The sequence below is a fragment of the Pseudomonas sp. Emmai genome (assembly GCF_055179735.1).
Map to the genome: position 1 here is coordinate 6,568,496 of NZ_CM143685.1, position 17,763 is coordinate 6,586,258.

At 54.4% G+C, this 17,763-nt stretch carries 31 protein-coding genes; all 31 read right to left on the reverse strand.

Annotated features, from left to right (window positions below; genetic code table 11):
- Window positions 1–20: 20 nt before the first annotated feature.
- Window positions 21–1,022 (reverse strand): DNA-directed RNA polymerase subunit alpha, encoded by a 1,002-nt coding sequence (locus ACY4LX_RS30185; RefSeq protein WP_003186012.1) that lies wholly within the window; start codon window positions 1,020–1,022, stop codon window positions 21–23.
- Window positions 1,023–1,044: 22 nt separating this feature from the next.
- Window positions 1,045–1,665 (reverse strand): 30S ribosomal protein S4, encoded by a 621-nt coding sequence (gene rpsD, locus ACY4LX_RS30190; protein ID WP_003210056.1) that lies wholly within the window; start codon window positions 1,663–1,665, stop codon window positions 1,045–1,047.
- An 18-nt stretch (window positions 1,666–1,683) separates the two neighbouring features.
- Window positions 1,684–2,073, reverse strand: a complete 390-nt coding sequence (gene rpsK, locus ACY4LX_RS30195) for a 30S ribosomal protein S11 (protein ID WP_002555466.1) — start codon at window positions 2,071–2,073, stop codon at window positions 1,684–1,686.
- A 30-nt stretch (window positions 2,074–2,103) separates the two neighbouring features.
- The gene (rpsM, locus tag ACY4LX_RS30200) at window positions 2,104–2,460 is read right to left on the reverse strand and encodes a 30S ribosomal protein S13 (protein WP_003186020.1); all 357 of its coding nucleotides are present in this window, start codon (window positions 2,458–2,460) and stop codon (window positions 2,104–2,106) included.
- A gap of 130 nt (window positions 2,461–2,590) precedes the next feature.
- A complete protein-coding gene (gene rpmJ, locus ACY4LX_RS30205) occupies window positions 2,591–2,707 on the reverse strand; it encodes a 50S ribosomal protein L36 (RefSeq protein WP_002555468.1) in 117 nt (38 codons plus the stop codon).
- Window positions 2,708–2,734: 27 nt separating this feature from the next.
- Entirely contained in the window at window positions 2,735–4,063 is a 1,329-nt protein-coding gene (secY, locus tag ACY4LX_RS30210; RefSeq protein ID WP_463258618.1) for a preprotein translocase subunit SecY, read from the reverse strand.
- Window positions 4,064–4,501, reverse strand: coding sequence for a 50S ribosomal protein L15 (gene rplO, locus ACY4LX_RS30215; RefSeq protein WP_007896782.1), 438 nt, complete (start codon window positions 4,499–4,501; stop codon window positions 4,064–4,066).
- A 3-nt stretch (window positions 4,502–4,504) separates the two neighbouring features.
- Window positions 4,505–4,681 (reverse strand): 50S ribosomal protein L30, encoded by a 177-nt coding sequence (gene rpmD / locus ACY4LX_RS30220; protein WP_003186033.1) that lies wholly within the window; start codon window positions 4,679–4,681, stop codon window positions 4,505–4,507.
- Between the two features lie 2 nt (window positions 4,682–4,683).
- Window positions 4,684–5,184 carry a 30S ribosomal protein S5 gene (rpsE, locus tag ACY4LX_RS30225; RefSeq protein WP_007943782.1) on the reverse strand — a complete coding sequence of 167 codons (501 nt, stop codon included), beginning with the start codon at window positions 5,182–5,184 and terminating at the stop codon, window positions 4,684–4,686.
- 3 nt (window positions 5,185–5,187) lie between these two features.
- The gene (rplR, locus tag ACY4LX_RS30230; RefSeq protein ID WP_003186037.1) at window positions 5,188–5,538 is read right to left on the reverse strand and encodes a 50S ribosomal protein L18; all 351 of its coding nucleotides are present in this window, start codon (window positions 5,536–5,538) and stop codon (window positions 5,188–5,190) included.
- Window positions 5,539–5,548: 10 nt separating this feature from the next.
- On the reverse strand, window positions 5,549–6,082 hold the full coding sequence (gene rplF / locus ACY4LX_RS30235; protein ID WP_003176412.1) for a 50S ribosomal protein L6: 534 nt from the start codon (window positions 6,080–6,082) through the stop codon (window positions 5,549–5,551).
- 12 nt (window positions 6,083–6,094) lie between these two features.
- Window positions 6,095–6,487, reverse strand: coding sequence for a 30S ribosomal protein S8 (gene rpsH, locus ACY4LX_RS30240; protein ID WP_003186040.1), 393 nt, complete (start codon window positions 6,485–6,487; stop codon window positions 6,095–6,097).
- A 209-nt stretch (window positions 6,488–6,696) separates the two neighbouring features.
- Window positions 6,697–7,002 carry a 30S ribosomal protein S14 gene (rpsN, locus tag ACY4LX_RS30245; RefSeq protein WP_003176414.1) on the reverse strand — a complete coding sequence of 102 codons (306 nt, stop codon included), beginning with the start codon at window positions 7,000–7,002 and terminating at the stop codon, window positions 6,697–6,699.
- 13 nt (window positions 7,003–7,015) lie between these two features.
- Complete coding sequence (gene rplE / locus ACY4LX_RS30250; protein ID WP_003176415.1) at window positions 7,016–7,555, reverse strand: 50S ribosomal protein L5; 540 nt, start codon at window positions 7,553–7,555, stop codon at window positions 7,016–7,018.
- Between the two features lie 20 nt (window positions 7,556–7,575).
- On the reverse strand, window positions 7,576–7,890 hold the full coding sequence (rplX, locus tag ACY4LX_RS30255; protein WP_003176416.1) for a 50S ribosomal protein L24: 315 nt from the start codon (window positions 7,888–7,890) through the stop codon (window positions 7,576–7,578).
- Between the two features lie 11 nt (window positions 7,891–7,901).
- Entirely contained in the window at window positions 7,902–8,270 is a 369-nt protein-coding gene (gene rplN / locus ACY4LX_RS30260) for a 50S ribosomal protein L14 (RefSeq protein ID WP_002555479.1), read from the reverse strand.
- Between the two features lie 23 nt (window positions 8,271–8,293).
- Window positions 8,294–8,560 carry a 30S ribosomal protein S17 gene (gene rpsQ / locus ACY4LX_RS30265; RefSeq protein WP_003176419.1) on the reverse strand — a complete coding sequence of 89 codons (267 nt, stop codon included), beginning with the start codon at window positions 8,558–8,560 and terminating at the stop codon, window positions 8,294–8,296.
- 2 nt (window positions 8,561–8,562) lie between these two features.
- A complete protein-coding gene (gene rpmC, locus ACY4LX_RS30270) occupies window positions 8,563–8,754 on the reverse strand; it encodes a 50S ribosomal protein L29 (RefSeq protein WP_008030901.1) in 192 nt (63 codons plus the stop codon).
- Window positions 8,754–9,167 (reverse strand): 50S ribosomal protein L16, encoded by a 414-nt coding sequence (gene rplP, locus ACY4LX_RS30275; RefSeq protein ID WP_007896757.1) that lies wholly within the window; start codon window positions 9,165–9,167, stop codon window positions 8,754–8,756. Before rplP ends, rpmC begins: the two co-directional genes overlap by 1 nt.
- Window positions 9,168–9,179: 12 nt before the next feature.
- The gene (rpsC, locus tag ACY4LX_RS30280; protein ID WP_003176422.1) at window positions 9,180–9,866 is read right to left on the reverse strand and encodes a 30S ribosomal protein S3; all 687 of its coding nucleotides are present in this window, start codon (window positions 9,864–9,866) and stop codon (window positions 9,180–9,182) included.
- Window positions 9,867–9,879: 13 nt separating this feature from the next.
- Window positions 9,880–10,212 carry a 50S ribosomal protein L22 gene (gene rplV / locus ACY4LX_RS30285; protein ID WP_003103908.1) on the reverse strand — a complete coding sequence of 111 codons (333 nt, stop codon included), beginning with the start codon at window positions 10,210–10,212 and terminating at the stop codon, window positions 9,880–9,882.
- Between the two features lie 13 nt (window positions 10,213–10,225).
- Window positions 10,226–10,501 (reverse strand): 30S ribosomal protein S19, encoded by a 276-nt coding sequence (gene rpsS, locus ACY4LX_RS30290; RefSeq protein ID WP_002555486.1) that lies wholly within the window; start codon window positions 10,499–10,501, stop codon window positions 10,226–10,228.
- A gap of 16 nt (window positions 10,502–10,517) precedes the next feature.
- Window positions 10,518–11,342 carry a 50S ribosomal protein L2 gene (rplB, locus tag ACY4LX_RS30295; RefSeq protein ID WP_003210080.1) on the reverse strand — a complete coding sequence of 275 codons (825 nt, stop codon included), beginning with the start codon at window positions 11,340–11,342 and terminating at the stop codon, window positions 10,518–10,520.
- A gap of 14 nt (window positions 11,343–11,356) precedes the next feature.
- Window positions 11,357–11,656 (reverse strand): 50S ribosomal protein L23, encoded by a 300-nt coding sequence (gene rplW / locus ACY4LX_RS30300; RefSeq protein ID WP_002555488.1) that lies wholly within the window; start codon window positions 11,654–11,656, stop codon window positions 11,357–11,359.
- Window positions 11,653–12,255, reverse strand: a complete 603-nt coding sequence (gene rplD / locus ACY4LX_RS30305; protein WP_007896707.1) for a 50S ribosomal protein L4 — start codon at window positions 12,253–12,255, stop codon at window positions 11,653–11,655. Before rplD ends, rplW begins: the two co-directional genes overlap by 4 nt.
- A gap of 12 nt (window positions 12,256–12,267) precedes the next feature.
- Complete coding sequence (gene rplC, locus ACY4LX_RS30310) at window positions 12,268–12,903, reverse strand: 50S ribosomal protein L3 (protein ID WP_003186059.1); 636 nt, start codon at window positions 12,901–12,903, stop codon at window positions 12,268–12,270.
- Between the two features lie 80 nt (window positions 12,904–12,983).
- Complete coding sequence (gene rpsJ, locus ACY4LX_RS30315; RefSeq protein WP_003186070.1) at window positions 12,984–13,295, reverse strand: 30S ribosomal protein S10; 312 nt, start codon at window positions 13,293–13,295, stop codon at window positions 12,984–12,986.
- Window positions 13,296–13,436: 141 nt separating this feature from the next.
- On the reverse strand, window positions 13,437–14,630 hold the full coding sequence (gene tuf / locus ACY4LX_RS30320; RefSeq protein WP_008145495.1) for an elongation factor Tu: 1,194 nt from the start codon (window positions 14,628–14,630) through the stop codon (window positions 13,437–13,439).
- 31 nt (window positions 14,631–14,661) lie between these two features.
- Window positions 14,662–16,767, reverse strand: a complete 2,106-nt coding sequence (gene fusA / locus ACY4LX_RS30325) for an elongation factor G (protein WP_064680057.1) — start codon at window positions 16,765–16,767, stop codon at window positions 14,662–14,664.
- A gap of 30 nt (window positions 16,768–16,797) precedes the next feature.
- The gene (gene rpsG, locus ACY4LX_RS30330) at window positions 16,798–17,268 is read right to left on the reverse strand and encodes a 30S ribosomal protein S7 (RefSeq protein WP_002555493.1); all 471 of its coding nucleotides are present in this window, start codon (window positions 17,266–17,268) and stop codon (window positions 16,798–16,800) included.
- A 118-nt stretch (window positions 17,269–17,386) separates the two neighbouring features.
- The gene (gene rpsL / locus ACY4LX_RS30335) at window positions 17,387–17,758 is read right to left on the reverse strand and encodes a 30S ribosomal protein S12 (protein WP_002555494.1); all 372 of its coding nucleotides are present in this window, start codon (window positions 17,756–17,758) and stop codon (window positions 17,387–17,389) included.
- Window positions 17,759–17,763: the final 5 nt, after the last annotated feature.

Genomic DNA, 17,763 nt, shown 5'->3' on the forward strand with positions numbered 1-17,763 from the left:
ACGTTCGGTGATTACGACGATCAGGCAGTCGCCTTGTCGTCCTTCTTAAGACTTGCAGGCGGCCAGTTGTCGAGGCGCATGCCGAGGGACAGACCGCGGGAGGCCAGAACGTCCTTGATTTCAGTCAAGGATTTCTTGCCAAGGTTCGGAGTCTTCAACAGCTCTACTTCGGTACGCTGAATCAGGTCACCGATGTAGTAGATGTTTTCCGCCTTAAGGCAGTTAGCCGAACGTACAGTCAGTTCCAGATCGTCAACCGGGCGAAGCAGGATCGGATCAATCTCGTCTTCCTGCTCGACAACCACTGGCTCACTGTCACCTTTGAGATCGACGAACGCAGCCAGCTGCTGTTGCAGGATGGTTGCAGCACGGCGGATAGCCTCTTCAGGATCCAGGGTACCGTTGGTTTCCAGATCAATAACCAGCTTGTCCAGGTTAGTACGCTGCTCGACACGGGCGTTTTCCACCACGTATGCGATACGGCGAACCGGGCTGAACGAAGAGTCAAGCTGCAAGCGACCAATGCTGCGGCTTTCGTCTTCATCGCTCTGACGCGAGTCTGCCGGTTCATAACCACGACCACGAGCTACGGTGAGCTTCATGTTCAGGGCGCCGTTAGACGCCAGGTTAGCGATTACGTGATCGGGGTTAACGATCTCGACATCATGATCCAGCTGAATATCGGCAGCGGTAACCACCCCCGAACCCTTCTTCGACAAGGTCAGCGTAACTTCGTCACGGCCGTGCAGCTTGATAGCCAGACCTTTAAGGTTCAACAGGATTTCAATTACGTCTTCCTGTACACCTTCGATGGCGCTGTACTCGTGGAGCACACCGTCAATCTCGGCCTCGACTACTGCACAGCCGGGCATTGAGGACAACAGGATGCGTCGCAGCGCGTTGCCCAGGGTGTGGCCGAAACCACGCTCGAGAGGCTCGAGTGTGATCTTGGCGCGGGTTGGACTGACAACCTGCACATCAATATGGCGGGGTGTCAGGAACTCATTTACCGAAATCTGCATGGATGCACCTATTTTCTAGCCCTTACTTGGAGTAGAGCTCGACAATCAGGCTTTCGTTGATGTCGGCGGACAGATCACTGCGAGCAGGAACGTTCTTGAAAACGCCCGACTTCTTCTCAGTGTCTACTTCTACCCATTCTACGCGGCCACGTTGGGCACACAGATCGAGAGCTTGGACAATGCGAAGTTGGTTCTTTGCTTTCTCGCGAATCGCGACCACGTCACCAGCACGAACCTGGTACGACGGCACGTTTACGGTCTGACCGTTAACGCTTACGGATTTGTGCGATACCAGCTGACGGGATTCGGCACGAGTAGAGCCAAAACCCATACGGTATACAACGTTGTCCAGACGGCATTCGAGCAGCTGCAACAGGTTTTCGCCAGTTGCGCCTTTCTTGCCAGCAGCTTCTTTGTAGTAGCCGCTGAATTGACGCTCGAGAACGCCGTAGATACGACGGACCTTCTGCTTTTCACGCAGTTGGGTGCCGTAATCGGACTGGCGACCGCGGCGTTGGCCGTGGATACCAGGTGCTGCTTCAATGTTGCACTTCGATTCGATCGCGCGCACGCCGCTCTTCAGAAAGAGATCGGTGCCTTCACGACGAGCGAGTTTGCATTTTGGACCAATGTAACGAGCCATTCTTTACAATCTCCTGGATTACACGCGGCGCTTCTTCGGCGGACGGCACCCGTTGTGCGGGATTGGCGTCACGTCGGTGATGCTGGCGATCTTGTAGCCACAGCCGTTCAAAGCGCGGACTGCGGATTCACGACCTGGGCCTGGACCTTTGACGTTAACGTCGAGGTTTTTCAGACCGTATTCCAGCGCAGCTTGACCAGCACGTTCAGCAGCTACTTGAGCAGCAAACGGCGTGGACTTGCGGGAACCGCGGAAACCCGAACCACCGGAGGTAGCCCAGGAAAGAGCGTTGCCTTGACGGTCGGTGATGGTCACGATTGTGTTGTTAAACGACGCGTGGATGTGGGCGATGCCATCAACCACTGTCTTTTTAACTTTTTTACGAGGACGAGCAGCAGGTTTAGCCATGATTAATTTCCTGTCGATTCGCTGGGGCGATTACTTGCGGATCGGCTTACGCGGACCTTTACGGGTACGCGCGTTAGTCTTGGTACGCTGACCGCGCACTGGAAGACCACGACGATGACGCAGACCGCGATAGCAACCGAGGTCCATCAAACGCTTGATTTTCATGTTGATTTCGCGACGCAGGTCACCTTCAGTGGTGAACTTCGCCACTTCGCCACGCAGCTGTTCAATCTGCTCGTCGCTCAGATCTTTGATCTTTGCGGCTGGGTTTACCCCAGTCACTGCACAAATCTTCTGTGCAGTAGTGCGACCAACACCATAGATGTAGGTCAGCGAGATAACAGTATGCTTGTTATCTGGAATGTTAACGCCTGCAATACGGGCCATTCAGTGGGACTCCAATTGACAGCTACCTACGCCCCGGAAGCCAAGAAATAGGGCGCGAGATAATATCGCTGTAATAACAAATAATCAACCCGGCAGCGCACTAGCTGCCGGGCTTGAAGCACAATCACACTCAGCCTTGGCGCTGCTTGTGACGCGGTTCCGCGCTGCAAATTACTCGAACAACACCTTCGCGGCGAATAATCTTGCAGTTACGGCACAGCTTTTTCACCGATGCACGAACTTTCATCACCAACTCCTCGAACCTTATGGGTACTCAGCGCAACATGCCGCTGCCGTAACCCTTCAGGTTGGCTTTCTTCATCAGGGATTCGTACTGGTGCGAAACGAGGTGCGATTGTACTTGGGACATGAAGTCCATCACAACCACGACGACGATCAGCAGCGACGTCCCGCCAAGGTAAAACGGAACGTTTGCAGCCACCGTCAAGAATTGAGGAAGCAAGCACACGCCCGTCATATAAAGAGCACCGAACATGGTCAAGCGAGTCAGAACGCCATCAATGTAGCGAGCCGACTGCTCTCCTGGACGGATGCCCGGTATAAACGCACCGGATTTTTTCAGGTTTTCAGCAACGTCCTTCGGGTTGAACATCAGCGCTGTGTAGAAGAAGCAGAAGAAAATAATCCCTGCACTAAACAGCAAAATGTACAACGGATGACCCGGAGCGATTGACTGAGAGACATCCTGCAACCAGCCCAGATTAGGGGACTGGCCGAACCAGGCTGCCAACGAAGCAGGGAACAGCAAGATGCTGCTGGCAAAAATAGCCGGAATAACGCCCGCCATATTCACTTTCAGCGGCAGATGGCTTGTCTGCGCAGCGAAAACCTTTCGGCCCTGCTGACGCTTCGCGTAGTGAACAGCAATACGACGCTGACCACGCTCGACAAACACAACGAAACCGATGATCGCCACCGCCAGAAAGCCAACAAGGATCAGGGCGAAGATATTCACATCACCCGTGCGAGCAGACTCGAAAGACTGCCCGATCGCTCTTGGCAAGCCAGCAACGATGCCCGAAAAAATCAACATCGAGATGCCGTTGCCAACACCACGCTCGGTGATCTGCTCACCCAGCCACATCATGAACATCGCACCCGCCACAAACGTGGAGACTGCAACGACATAAAAGCCGAGACCAGGAGACAGTGCCGCGCCCTGCCCGGCCAAGCCAACGGACATGCCGATAGCTTGAACCAGAGCAAGAACGACGGTGCCGTAACGTGTGTACTGACTGATCTTGCGACGGCCAGCCTCACCTTCCTTCTTCAACTGCTCCAGTTGCGGGCTGACAGCGGTGAGCAACTGCATGATGATCGATGCCGAAATGTACGGCATGATCCCCAGTGCAAAAATGCTCATCCGCTCCAGCGCGCCGCCGGAAAACATGTTGAACATGCTAAGGATGGTCCCCTCACTCTGTCGGAACATATCCGCCAGCCGGTCTGGGTTGATACCGGGCACTGGGATGTGTGCGCCTATCCGGTAGACGATAATCGCCAGGAATAGAAAACGCAGTCGAGCCCAGAGCTCGGATAACCCGCCTTTGCCGAGCGCTGAGAGAGCACCTTGCTTAGCCATTTATTCCTCGAACTTGCCGCCAGCTGCTTCGATAGCCGCACGCGCACCTTTGGTGGCGCCGATTCCCTTTCCGATGGTGACAGCGCGAGTAACTTCGCCGGACAGCATGATTTTCACACGCTGTACGTTGACGTTAATCACGTTGGCATCTTTCAGGGACTGCACGGTGACGATGTCGCCTTCCACTTTGGCCAGCTCGGACAAACGCACTTCTGCGCGATCCATGGCTTTCAGGGAAACGAAACCGAACTTCGGCAGGCGACGATGCAGCGGTTGTTGACCACCTTCAAAGCCTGGAGCAATGGTGCCACCGGAGCGGGAGGACTGACCTTTGTGGCCACGGCCACCGGTCTTGCCCAAACCACTACCGATACCACGGCCCGGACGATGCTTTTCGCGACGGGAACCCGGCGCTGGACTCAGATCATTGAGTTTCATCGATTAACCCTCGACACGCAGCATGTAGTAAGCCTTGTTGATCATCCCGCGATTCTCGGGAGTATCAAGTACTTCTACAGTGTGACCGATGCGACGCAGACCCAGACCCTTAACGCACAGTTTGTGGTTAGGGATGCGGCCGGTCATGCTTTTGATCAGCGTAACTTTAACGGTAGCCATGATCAGAAGATCTCCTTGACGCTTTTGCCACGCTTGGCGGCAATGGATTCAGGAGATTGCATAGCTTTCAAACCTTTGAAAGTGGCGTGAACCACGTTTACCGGGTTAGTCGAGCCGTAGCACTTGGCCAGAACGTTCTGAACGCCAGCAACTTCGAGGACAGCACGCATAGCGCCGCCAGCGATGATACCGGTACCTTCAGAAGCAGGCTGCATGTACACCTTCGAAGCGCCGTGACCGGACTTCATTGCGTACTGCAGCGTGGTGCCGTTCAGATCAACTTGGATCATGTTGCGACGAGCAGCTTCCATTGCCTTCTGGATCGCGGCAGGCACTTCACGTGACTTGCCACGGCCGAAGCCAACACGCCCTTTACCATCACCCACCACGGTCAACGCGGTGAAAGTGAAGATACGGCCGCCTTTTACGGTTTTGGCTACGCGGTTAACTTGAACCAGCTTCTCAATGTAGCCTTCGTCGCGCTTTTGGTCGTTATTTGACATAACTTAGAACTCCAGCCCAGCTTCACGAGCAGCATCAGCCAGCGCCTTGACGCGGCCATGGTACTTGAAGCCAGAGCGGTCGAAAGCCACCTGCGAGACGCCAGCGGCTTTAGCACGCGTAGCGACCAGCTGGCCAACCTTAGTGGCCGCGTCGATGTTGCCAGTGGCGCCATCACGCAGTTCTTTATCCAAAGTCGAGGCAGATGCCAGGACTTTGTTGCCGTCGGCCGAAATGACCTGGGCGTAGATGTGCTGCGACGAGCGGAACACGCAGAGACGCACGACTTCGAGTTCGTGCATTTTCAGGCGTGCTTTGCGAGCGCGACGCAGTCGAGTAACTTTTTTGTCGGTCATTTGCTATGCCCTACTTCTTCTTGGCTTCTTTACGACGGACGACTTCGTCCGCGTAGCGCACACCTTTGCCTTTGTACGGCTCTGGTGGACGGAAGTCGCGGATCTCGGCGGCCACTTGACCTACCAGCTGCTTATCGATGCCCTTGATCAGGATATCGGTCTGGCTAGGAGTCTCAGCGGTGATGCCTTCCGGCAGTTCATAATCCACTGGGTGCGAGAAGCCAAGAGCCAGGTTCAGCACTGTGCCTTTTGCTTGCGCTTTGTAACCAACACCGACCAGCTGGAGCTTACGCTCGAAGCCTTGGCTTACGCCTTGGACCATGTTGTTTACCAACGCACGAGTGGTACCAGCCATTGCGCGAGTTTGTTGATCGCCATTGCGAGCAGCGAAACGCAGCTCACCAGCTTCTTCAACGATCTCAACGGACGAATGGATGTTCAGTTCGAGAGTGCCCTTGGCACCCTTCACCGAAAGCTGTTGGCCTGCGAATTTGACTTCGACACCGGCTGGCAGCTTAACGGGGTTCTTAGCGACGCGTGACATGCTTATCCCCCCTTAGAACACAGTGCAAAGAACTTCGCCGCCGACACCGGCAGCGCGCGCAGCACGATCCGTCATCACACCTTTGTTGGTGGAGACGATAGACACACCGAGACCGCCACGAACTTTTGGCAGATCATCGACGGACTTGTACTGACGCAGGCCTGGACGGCTAACGCGCTTCACTTCCTCGATGACCGGACGGCCTTCGAAGTACTTCAGCTCGATGGACAGCAGTGGTTTGATTTCGCTGCTGATCTGATAACCCGCAATGTAACCTTCGTCCTTCAGGACTTTGGCAACAGCTACCTTCAAAGTAGAAGATGGCATGCTTACGACGGACTTTTCAGCCATCTGGGCATTACGGATTCGAGTTAGCATGTCCGCTAACGGGTCCTGCATACTCATGGGCTAGACGCTCCTAATACAAAAAAATTAGCCTTGCGGCTACTACTTGTCGCCGAGCTCATCCATGCGGAAAAAGCACGGGCTCAGGCGAGCCGGGTATTCTAGACACACCCCACAAATGAATCAAGCCCCAAAAGGGGCTTGATTCAAGTTCAAGGTCACCGGCGGTCAGGATCTTGCGAACCTGGACGCCGAGACTTTGATCGTGCTTACCAGCTGGCTTTAACCAGACCAGGTACGTCACCACGCATTGCAGCTTCACGCAGTTTGTTACGGCCGAGGCCGAACTTGCGGTAAACGCCGTGTGGACGACCGGTCAGGCGGCAGCGGTTACGCATGCGCGAAGCGCTTGCGTCACGTGGCTGCTTCTGCAGAGCTACTGTAGCTTCCCAACGCGCTTCTGGACTTGCGTTCAGATCAACGATGATAGCTTTCAGTGCTGCACGCTTTTTGGCGTACTTGGCAACCGTGAGCTGACGCTTCAGCTCGCGGTTTTTCATGCTCATCTTGGCCATTTTCCTACTCCAATCAGTTGCGGAACGGGAATTTGAAAGCACGCAACAGGGCGCGACCTTCATCATCGTTCTTGGCAGTGGTGGTCAGGGTAATGTCCAGACCGCGGAGAGCATCGATCTTGTCGTAGTCGATTTCCGGGAAGATGATCTGCTCTTTAACGCCCATGCTGTAGTTACCACGACCATCGAAGGACTTGGCATTCAGGCCGCGGAAGTCGCGAACCCGAGGCAGGGAGATCGACAGCAGACGATCCAGGAACTCATACATACGCTCACGGCGCAGGGTCACTTTGACGCCGATCGGCCAACCTTCACGGACTTTAAAGCCAGCGATGGATTTCCGAGCGTAAGTCACAACGACTTTCTGACCGGTGATCTTTTCCAGGTCGGCAACAGCGTGCTCGATGACTTTTTTGTCACCGACCGCTTCGCCCAGACCCATGTTCAGGGTGATCTTTGTAACGCGTGGAACTTCCATCACGTTCGAAAGCTTAAGTTCTTCCTTAAGCTTCGGTGCGATTTCCTTCCAGTAAATCTCTTTTAGTCGTGCCATGGTCTTCTACCTAGCAGTGTTCAAGCATCAACCGCTTTTTGGGTCGACTTGAAGACACGAATTTTCTTGCCGTCTTCTACTTTGAAACCAACGCGATCAGCCTTGTTGGTTTCGCCGTTGAAAATGGCGACGTTAGAAGCGTCCAGTGGAGCTTCTTTTTCGACGATACCGCCTTGTACGCCCGACATCGGGTTAGGCTTGGTATGACGCTTAACCAGGTTCAGACCACCAATAACCAGACGGTTATTAGCGAGAACCTTAAGCACCTTACCGCGCTTACCTTTGTCTTTGCCGGCGATCACGATGATCTCGTCGTCACGACGAATCTTTTGCATGTCGGATCTCCTTACAGCACTTCTGGGGCGAGCGAGACGATCTTCATGAACTTCTCAGTACGAAGTTCACGGGTCACTGGCCCAAAGATACGGGTGCCGATCGGCTCTTGCTTGTTGTTCAGAAGAACAGCAGCGTTGCCATCAAAGCGGATAATGGAGCCATCAGCACGACGTACGCCGTGACGAGTGCGGACTACAACAGCAGTCATCACTTGGCCTTTTTTCACTTTACCGCGAGGAATTGCTTCCTTCACGGTAACTTTGATGATGTCACCGATACCAGCGTAACGACGATGGGAGCCACCCAGCACCTTGATGCACATAACGCGGCGTGCGCCGCTGTTATCGGCCACATCGAGCATGGATTGAGTCTGAATCATATAATTTCTCCGACCCCTAGTCCTTAGACTTCCACAGCGCGTTCGAGAACATCAACCAGCGCCCAAGACTTAGTCTTGGCCAAAGGACGAGTTTCACGAATAGTGACTTTGTCGCCGATGTGGCACTGATTGGTTTCGTCGTGCGCGTGCAGCTTAGTCGAACGCTTAACGTATTTACCGTAGATCGGGTGCTTAACGCGACGCTCGATCAGAACGGTGATGGTCTTGTCCATTTTGTCGCTGACAACACGGCCAGTCAGCGTACGGACGGTTTTTTCGGCTTCAGCCATGATTACTTACCTGCCTGCTGTTTGAGCACAGTCTTCACGCGAGCGATGTCACGCTTAACTTGCCGGAGCAGGTGAGACTGCCCCAACTGGCCAGTTGCTTTCTGCATACGCAGATTGAACTGGTCGCGCAGCAGGCCGAGCAGTTGCTCGTTAAGCTGCGGCGCGTCTTTTTCACGAAGTTCGTTCGCTTTCATCACATCACCGTCCGTTTAACAAAGGCGGTGGCGAGCGGCAGCTTTGCAGCAGCCAGGGCAAAAGCCTCACGCGCCAGCTCTTCAGAAACGCCCTCGATTTCATACAGGACTTTGCCTGGCTGAATCTGGGCAACCCAGTACTCCACACTACCCTTACCTTTACCCATCCGAACTTCGAGGGGCTTTTTGGAAATAGGCTTGTCCGGGAATACACGGATCCAGATCTTGCCGCCACGTTTAACGTGACGGGTCAGTGCACGACGCGCTGACTCGATCTGACGAGCGGTGAGACGACCACGAGCTACAGACTTCAGCGCGAACTCGCCGAAGCTGACTTTGCTACCGCGCTGAGCCAGACCACGGTTGTGGCCTGTCATCTGCTTGCGGAACTTCGTACGCTTTGGTTGCAACATTTGGCGTACCCCTTACTTAGCAGCTTTTTTACGAGGCGCTGGTGCTTGTGGTTTCAGTTCTTCTTGGCGACCACCAATTACTTCGCCTTTGAAGATCCAAACCTTTACACCGATCACACCGTAAGTGGTGTGAGCTTCGTAGTTGGCATAGTCGATGTCGGCACGCAGGGTGTGCAGTGGCACACGACCTTCGCGATACCATTCAGTACGTGCGATTTCAGCACCGCCGAGACGACCGCTCACTTGGATTTTGATGCCTTTGGCACCAATGCGCATGGCGTTCTGTACAGCGCGCTTCATAGCGCGACGGAACATTACGCGACGCTCCAGCTGCTGAGCTACGCTCTGCGCAACCAACATACCGTCGAGTTCCGGCTTGCGGATTTCTTCGATATTGATGTGCACAGGCACACCCATTTGTTTGGTCAGGTCCTGACGCAGTTTCTCAACATCTTCACCTTTCTTCCCGATAACGATACCTGGACGAGCGGTGTGGATGGTGATACGTGCAGTTTGGGCCGGACGATGGATATCGATACGGCTTACGGACGCGCTTTTTAGTTTGTCTTGGAGATACTCGCGCACCTTCAGATCAGCGAACAAATAGTCCGCATAAGTCCGACCGTCTGCGTACCAGACGGAGGTGTGCTCCTTGACGATTCCCAGGCGAATGCCAATGGGATGTACTTTCTGACCCATCTCTTCGACTCCGTTACTTGTCAGCAACCTTGACAGTGATATGGCAAGACCGCTTGACGATGCGATCAGCACGGCCTTTGGCACGTGGCATGATTCGCTTCAGCGAACGCCCTTCGTTGACGAAAACGGTGCTGACTTTAAGGTCATCAACGTCTGCGCCTTCGTTATGCTCGGCGTTGGCTACGGCCGACTCCAGCACTTTCTTCATGATCTCGGCGGCTTTCTTACTGCTGAAAGCCAACAGGTTGAGCGCTTCGCCCACCTTCTTCCCGCGGATCTGGTCGGCGACCAAGCGGGCTTTCTGGGCGGAGATTCGAGCGCCCGACAACTTAGCGGCTACTTCCATCGTTCCTTACCCCTTAACGCTTGGCTTTCTTGTCTGCCACGTGCCCACGATATGTGCGGGTACCGGCAAACTCGCCTAGTTTGTGGCCGACCATGTCTTCGTTCACGAGAACTGGAACATGTTGACGACCGTTATGCACAGCAATGGTCAAACCGACCATTTGTGGCAGGATCATGGAACGGCGCGACCAGGTCTTAACTGGTTTGCGATCGTTCTTTTCCGCCGCCACTTCGATCTTCTTCAGTAGGTGAAGATCAATAAAAGGACCTTTTTTCAGAGAACGTGGCACTGTCGTATCCCTCTATTTACTTGCGACGACGGACGATCATTTTGTCGGTACGCTTATTACCACGAGTCTTCGCGCCCTTAGTCGGGAAGCCCCATGGCGATACCGGATGACGACCACCAGAGGTACGACCTTCACCACCACCATGTGGGTGGTCAACCGGGTTCATGGCAACACCACGAACGGTTGGGCGAACGCCACGCCAGCGTTTGGCACCAGCTTTACCCAGCGAACGCAGGCTGTGCTCGGAGTTCGAGACTTCACCCAGGGTCGCGCGGCATTCAGCCAGCACTTTACGCATCTCACCAGAACGCAGACGCAGGGTCACGTAGACACCTTCACGAGCGATCAGCTGAGCCGAAGCACCAGCGGAACGAGCGATTTGCGCGCCTTTACCTGGCTTCAATTCGATGCCGTGTACGGTGCTACCAACTGGAATGTTACGCAGTTGCAGAGCGTTGCCCGGCTTGATCGGCGCCAAAGCACCTGCGATCAGCTGGTCGCCAGCACTCACGCCTTTAGGGGCGATGATGTAGCGACGCTCGCCATCTGCGTACAGCAGCAGAGCGATGTGAGCAGTACGGTTTGGATCGTATTCAATACGCTCGACAGTGGCAGCGATGCCATCTTTGTCGTTGCGACGGAAATCGACCAGACGATAATGCTGCTTATGGCCACCACCAATGTGACGAGTGGTAATACGACCATTGTTGTTACGACCACCAGTCTTCGATTTTTTCTCGAGCAGCGGTGCGTGAGGAGCGCCTTTATGCAGCTCCTGGTTGACCACCTTGACCACAAAACGGCGGCCAGGGGAAGTCGGTTTGCATTTAACGATTGCCATGATGCACCCCTTCCTTACTCAGCACTGCTGCTGAAATCGAGATCTTGGCCTGGCTGAAGGGAGATAACTGCCTTCTTCCAGTCATTACGCTTGCCCAGACCGCGAGCAGTGCGCTTGCTCTTACCCAGAACATTCAGGGTAGTAACACGCTCTACTTTCACGCTGAACAGGCTTTCGACGGCCTTCTTGATTTCCAGCTTGGTTGCGTCAGTTGCAACCTTGAAAACGAACTGGCCTTTCTTGTCAGCCAGAACCGTAGCCTTTTCGGAAACGTGCGGGCCAAGCAGAACTTTAAATACGCGTTCCTGGTTCATCCCAGCAGCTCCTCGAATTTCTTCACGGCCGACACGGTGATCAACACCTTGTCGTATGCGATCAGACTAACTGGATCGGAACCTTGAACGTCACGTACATCAACGTGTGGCAGGTTACGAGCAGCCAGGTACAGGTTCTGATCAACTACTTCAGACACGATCAAGACGTCAGTCAGGCCCATGCCAGTCAGTTTGTTCAGCAGATCTTTGGTCTTCGGTGCATCAACAGCGAAGTCCTGAACCACAACCAGACGATCAGTACGCACCAGCTCAGCAAGGATGGAACGCATTGCTGCGCGATACATCTTCTTGTTCAGCTTCTGGGTGTGATCCTGAGGACGAGCTGCGAAAGTGGTACCGCCGCCACGCCAGATTGGGCTACGGATGGTACCGGCACGAGCACGGCCAGTACCTTTCTGACGCCAAGGGCGCTTACCGCCACCACGAACGTCGGAACGGGTCTTTTGCTGCTTGCTACCTTGACGGCCGCCGGCCATGTAGGCCACGACTGCTTGGTGAACCAGCGTCTCGTTGAATTCGCCGCCAAATGTCAGTTCGGAAACTTCGATCGCTTGAGCGTCATTTACATTTAATTGCATGTCAGCTTCCCCTTAACCGCGAGCCTTGGCTGCTGGACGTACAACCAAGTTGCCGCCAGTAGCGCCAGGAACAGCACCCTTGACCAACAACAGATTGCGTTCAGCGTCCACGCGCACTACTTCCAGGGACTGCACGGTCACGCGCTCAGCGCCCATATGACCGGACATTTTTTTGCCCTTGAATACACGACCAGGAGTCTGGCACTGGCCGATAGAGCCTGGAACGCGGTGGGACACGGAGTTACCGTGGGTATTATCTTGCCCGCGGAAGTTCCAACGCTTGATCGTACCCTGGAAGCCTTTACCCTTGGACTGACCGGTTACATCAACCAGTTGACCAGCGGCGAAGATTTCAGCGTTGATCAGATCGCCGGCCTGGTACTCGCCTTCTTCAAGACGGAATTCCATTACGGTACGACCAGCGGCAACGTTCGCTTTAGCGAAGTGGCCAGCTTGAGCAGCTGTAACACGCGAAGCACGACGCTCGCCTACAGTGACTTGCACTGCACGATAGCCATCGGTCTCTTCAGTTTTGAACTGGGTGACGCGATTCGGTTCGATCTCAATGACCGTGACCGGAATGGAGACACCTTCTTCGGTGAAAATACGGGTCATACCGCATTTACGACCGACTACACCAATAGTCATGTTGTAAACCTCATGAGTGTACGGGGCTTTCACCCGCTATGGCCGCCCATTTCAGAGCGTTACACGACTAAGACCGAGTCTTAGCCGAGGCTGATCTGCACTTCCACACCGGCCGCAAGATCAAGCTTCATAAGAGCATCAACGGTTTTATCCGTTGGCTGGACGATGTCCAGAACGCGCTTATGAGTACGGATCTCGTACTGGTCACGCGCGTCTTTGTTGACGTGCGGGGAGACCAGAACGGTGAACCGCTCTTTACGGGTAGGCAGTGGAATTGGACCACGCACTTGAGCACCAGTACGTTTCGCGGTTTCCACGATTTCCTGGGTGGATTGGTCGATCAGGCGATGGTCAAAAGCCTTCAACCTGATACGGATTTGCTGATTTTGCATTGGATTTCAGACTCCGGCTGCTATTCCCAGCGAGCGCAATACGCCCGTTAAAAGGAGGCGCAATTCTATAGACGGGTTTCTACAGTGTCAACCCAATAAAAAAGCCCCCGCTAGGCGGGGGCTTTTTCAAGTCATCACTTATTAAGCGATGATTTTGGCTACGACGCCAGCGCCGACGGTACGACCGCCTTCACGAATAGCGAAACGCAGACCATCTTCCATTGCGATGGTTTTGATCAGGGTGACAACCATTTTGATGTTGTCGCCTGGCATTACCATTTCAACGCCTTCCGGCAGTTCGCAGTTACCGGTCACGTCAGTGGTCCGGAAGTAGAACTGTGGACGGTAGCCTTTGAAGAACGGAGTGTGGCGACCGCCTTCTTCTTTGCTCAACACGTACACTTCAGCTTCGAAGGTAGTGTGCGGCTTAACCGAACCTGGCTTGACCAGAACCTGGCCACGCTCAACGTCGTCACGCTTGGTGCCGCGCAGCAGCACGCCGCAGTTCTCGCCAGCACGACCTTCGTCGAGCAGCTTACGGAACATTTCAACACCGGTGCAGGTGGTGACGGTAGTGTCACGCAGACCAACGATTTCCAGTGGATCCTGAACCTTGACGATACCGCGCTCGATACGGCCAGTTACAACAGTACCGCGACCGGAGATCGAGAATACGTCTTCGATTGGCATCAGGAACGGCTTGTCGATAACACGGACTGGATCTGGGATGTAGCTGTCCAGAGTCTCAACCAGTTTACGAACGGCAGTGGTGCCCATTTCGTTGTCGTCTTGGCCGTTCAGAGCCATCAGAGCCGAACCGATGATGATCGGAGTGTCGTCACCTGGGAAGTCGTAAGTGCTCAGCAGGTCGCGCACTTCCATCTCAACCAGTTCCAGCAGCTCAGCGTCGTCAACCATGTCAGCCTTGTTCAGGAAGACAACGATGTACGGAACGCCTACCTGACGGGACAGCAGGATGTGCTCACGGGTTTGTGGCATCGGACCATCAGCGGCCGAGCAAACCAGGATAGCGCCGTCCATCTGTGCAGCACCGGTGATCATGTTCTTCACATAGTCAGCGTGACCTGGGCAGTCAACGTGAGCGTAGTGACGGATCAGCGAGTTGTATTCAACGTGCGCGGTGTTGATGGTGATACCACGAGCCTTTTCTTCTGGAGCGCTGTCGATTTTATCGAAAGCAACAACAGCGGAACCGAAAACTTCGGAGCAGACGCGAGTCAGAGCAGCGGTCAGCGTGGTTTTACCGTGGTCGACGTGACCGATGGTGCCAACGTTGACGTGCGGGAGGGTACGGTCAAATTTTTCTTTAGCCACGACAATTAACTCCTAGCCTAAAGGGGCTGAATCAGCCTTGTTTTTTGGTAACGGTTTCGACGATGTGCGACGGAGCCGTATTGTATTTTTTGAATTCCATAGAGTAGCTTGCGCGACCTTGGGACATGGAACGAACGTCGGTTGCGTAACCGAACATCTCACCCAACGGAACCTCGGCGCGAATCACTTTGCCGGAAACCGTGTCTTCCATACCCAGGATCATGCCGCGACGACGGTTAAGGTCGCCCATCACGTCACCCATATAGTCTTCAGGCGTAACAACCTCTACCGCCATGATCGGCTCGAGCAACTCACCACCGCCCTTCTGGGCCAGTTGCTTGGTCGCCATGGAAGCAGCCACCTTAAACGCCATCTCGTTGGAGTCGACGTCGTGGTAGGAACCATCAAACACGGTAGCCTTCAGGCCGATCAGCGGATAGCCGGCAACAACGCCGTTCTTCATCTGCTCTTCGATACCCTTCTGGATAGCCGGGATGTATTCCTTAGGAACCACACCACCTACTACTTCGTTCACGAATTGCAGACCTTCCTGACCTTCGTCAGCAGGAGCAAAGCGAATCCAGCAGTGACCGAACTGGCCACGACCGCCGGATTGACGAACGAACTTACCTTCGATTTCACAGTTCTTCGTGATGCGCTCACGATAGGAAACCTGAGGCTTACCGATGTTGGCTTCGACGTTGAACTCACGGCGCATCCGGTCAACCAGGATGTCCAGGTGCAACTCGCCCATGCCGGAGATGATCGTTTGACCAGTCTCTTCATCAGTCTTGACGCGGAAAGACGGGTCTTCCTGAGCAAGTTTGCCCAGAGCGATACCCATTTTTTCCTGGTCGTCCTTGGTCTTAGGCTCTACGGCAACCGAAATAACCGGCTCCGGGAAGTCCATGCGAACCAGGATGATTGGCTTGTCAGCGTTGCACAAAGTCTCACCAGTGGTGACGTCCTTCATGCCGATCAAGGCCGCGATGTCGCCAGCGCGTACTTCCTTGATTTCTTCACGGGCGTTTGCGTGCATTTGCACCATACGACCCACGCGCTCTTTCTTGCCTTTAACCGAGTTGATCACGCCGTCGCCGGAGGCCAACACGCCCGAGTAAACTCGAACGAAGGTCAAGGTACCCACGAATGGGTCGGTAGCGATCTTGAACGCCAGAGCCGAGAACGGCTCGCTGTCGTCTGCGTGACGCTCCATTTCCTTGGTCTCGTCATCCGGGTCAGTACCCTTGATGGCAGGAATGTCGGTTGGAGCAGGCAGGTAGTCGATAACGGCGTCGAGAACCAGGGGAACACCCTTGTTCTTGAAGGAAGAACCGCAAACAGCCAGAACGATCTCACCAGCGATAGTACGCTGACGCAGAGCGGCCTTGATTTCCGCGTTGGTGAGTTCTTCACCTTCGAGGTACTTGTTCATCAGCTCTTCGCTGGCTTCGGCCGCAGCCTCAACCATATTACCGCGCCACTCGTCAGCCAGCTCCTGCAGCTCAGCAGGGATAGGCTTACGAACTGGAACCATGCCTTTGTCAGCATCATTCCAATAAACAGCTTCCATGGCCAACAGATCGATCTGACCCTGGAAGTTGTCTTCGGAACCGATAGCCAACTGGATTGGCACCGGAGTGTGACCCAGACGCTGTTTGATCTGACCGATCACGCGCAGGAAGTTCGCACCAGCACGGTCCATCTTGTTTACGTAAACAAGACGTGGAACGCCGTACTTGTTGGCTTGACGCCATACGGTTTCCGACTGAGGCTCAACACCCGAGGTACCGCAGAACACAACGACCGCGCCGTCGAGAACACGCAGGGAACGTTCAACTTCAATAGTGAAGTCAACGTGGCCCGGGGTGTCAATGACGTTGAAACGGTATTGGTCCTTGTGCTGCTTCTCGGAACCCTGCCAGAAGGCGGTAATAGCAGCAGAAGTAATGGTAATACCACGCTCCTGCTCCTGCACCATCCAGTCTGTGGTCGCGGCGCCGTCATGCACCTCGCCCATTTTGTGACTTTTGCCAGTGTAAAAAAGGACGCGCTCGGTGGTGGTGGTTTTACCAGCATCCACGTGAGCAACGATACCAATGTTACGGTAGCGGTTAATCGGTGTAGTACGAGCCATAAAGCCCTCGCAAAATTAGTGACGCTAAAATTAGAAGCGGTAGTGCGAGAAAGCCTTGTTGGCTTCAGCCATACGGTGCACGTCTTCACGCTTCTTAACTGCAGCACCTTTACCTTCAGCGGCGTCCAACAGTTCGCCAGCCAAACGCAGAGCCATAGACTTCTCGCCGCGCTTGCGGGCGAAGTCTACCAACCAGCGCATTGCCAGGGCGTTACGACGGGACGGACGAACTTCGACCGGAACCTGGTAAGTAGCACCGCCTACACGGCGCGACTTCACTTCGACCAGCGGAGCGATGGCGTCGAGAGCTTTCTCGAAGATTTCCAGGGGATCGCTGTTCTTGCGTTCTTTAACCTTTTCCAGCGCGCCATAAACGATACGTTCGGCAACGGCTTTCTTGCCGCTTTCCATAACGTGGTTCATGAACTTGGCCAGGATTTGGCTTCCGTATTTTGGATCGTCAAGCACTTCGCGCTTGGCTGCTACGCGTCTTCTTGGCATGGATAAGCCCTCAAACGGTCTTCAGGTTCGCTCGGAATCGGTGCCCTTTCGGGACGCCTCCGACCTTACTCTTATCGACTCAGAAAAATAGAAAATCAGTTTTTACAAAAAGCCGCTACTACTTAGGCTTCTTGGTACCGTACTTCGAACGACCCTGGTTACGACCTTTAACGCCGGAAGTATCCAAAGAACCGCGCACGGTGTGGTAACGAACACCTGGCAAGTCTTTTACACGACCGCCGCGGATCAGTACCACGCTGTGCTCTTGCAGGTTGTGGCCTTCACCGCCGATGTACGAGGAAACCTCGAAACCGTTGGTCAGACGCACACGGCATACTTTACGCAGTGCCGAGTTAGGTTTTTTCGGCGTGGTGGTATACACACGGGTGCATACGCCACGACGTTGCGGGCAGTTCTGCAGCGCAGGCACGTCGGATTTCTCGACGATACGCTTACGCGGCTGACGTACCAGCTGGTTGATAGTTGCCATCTACT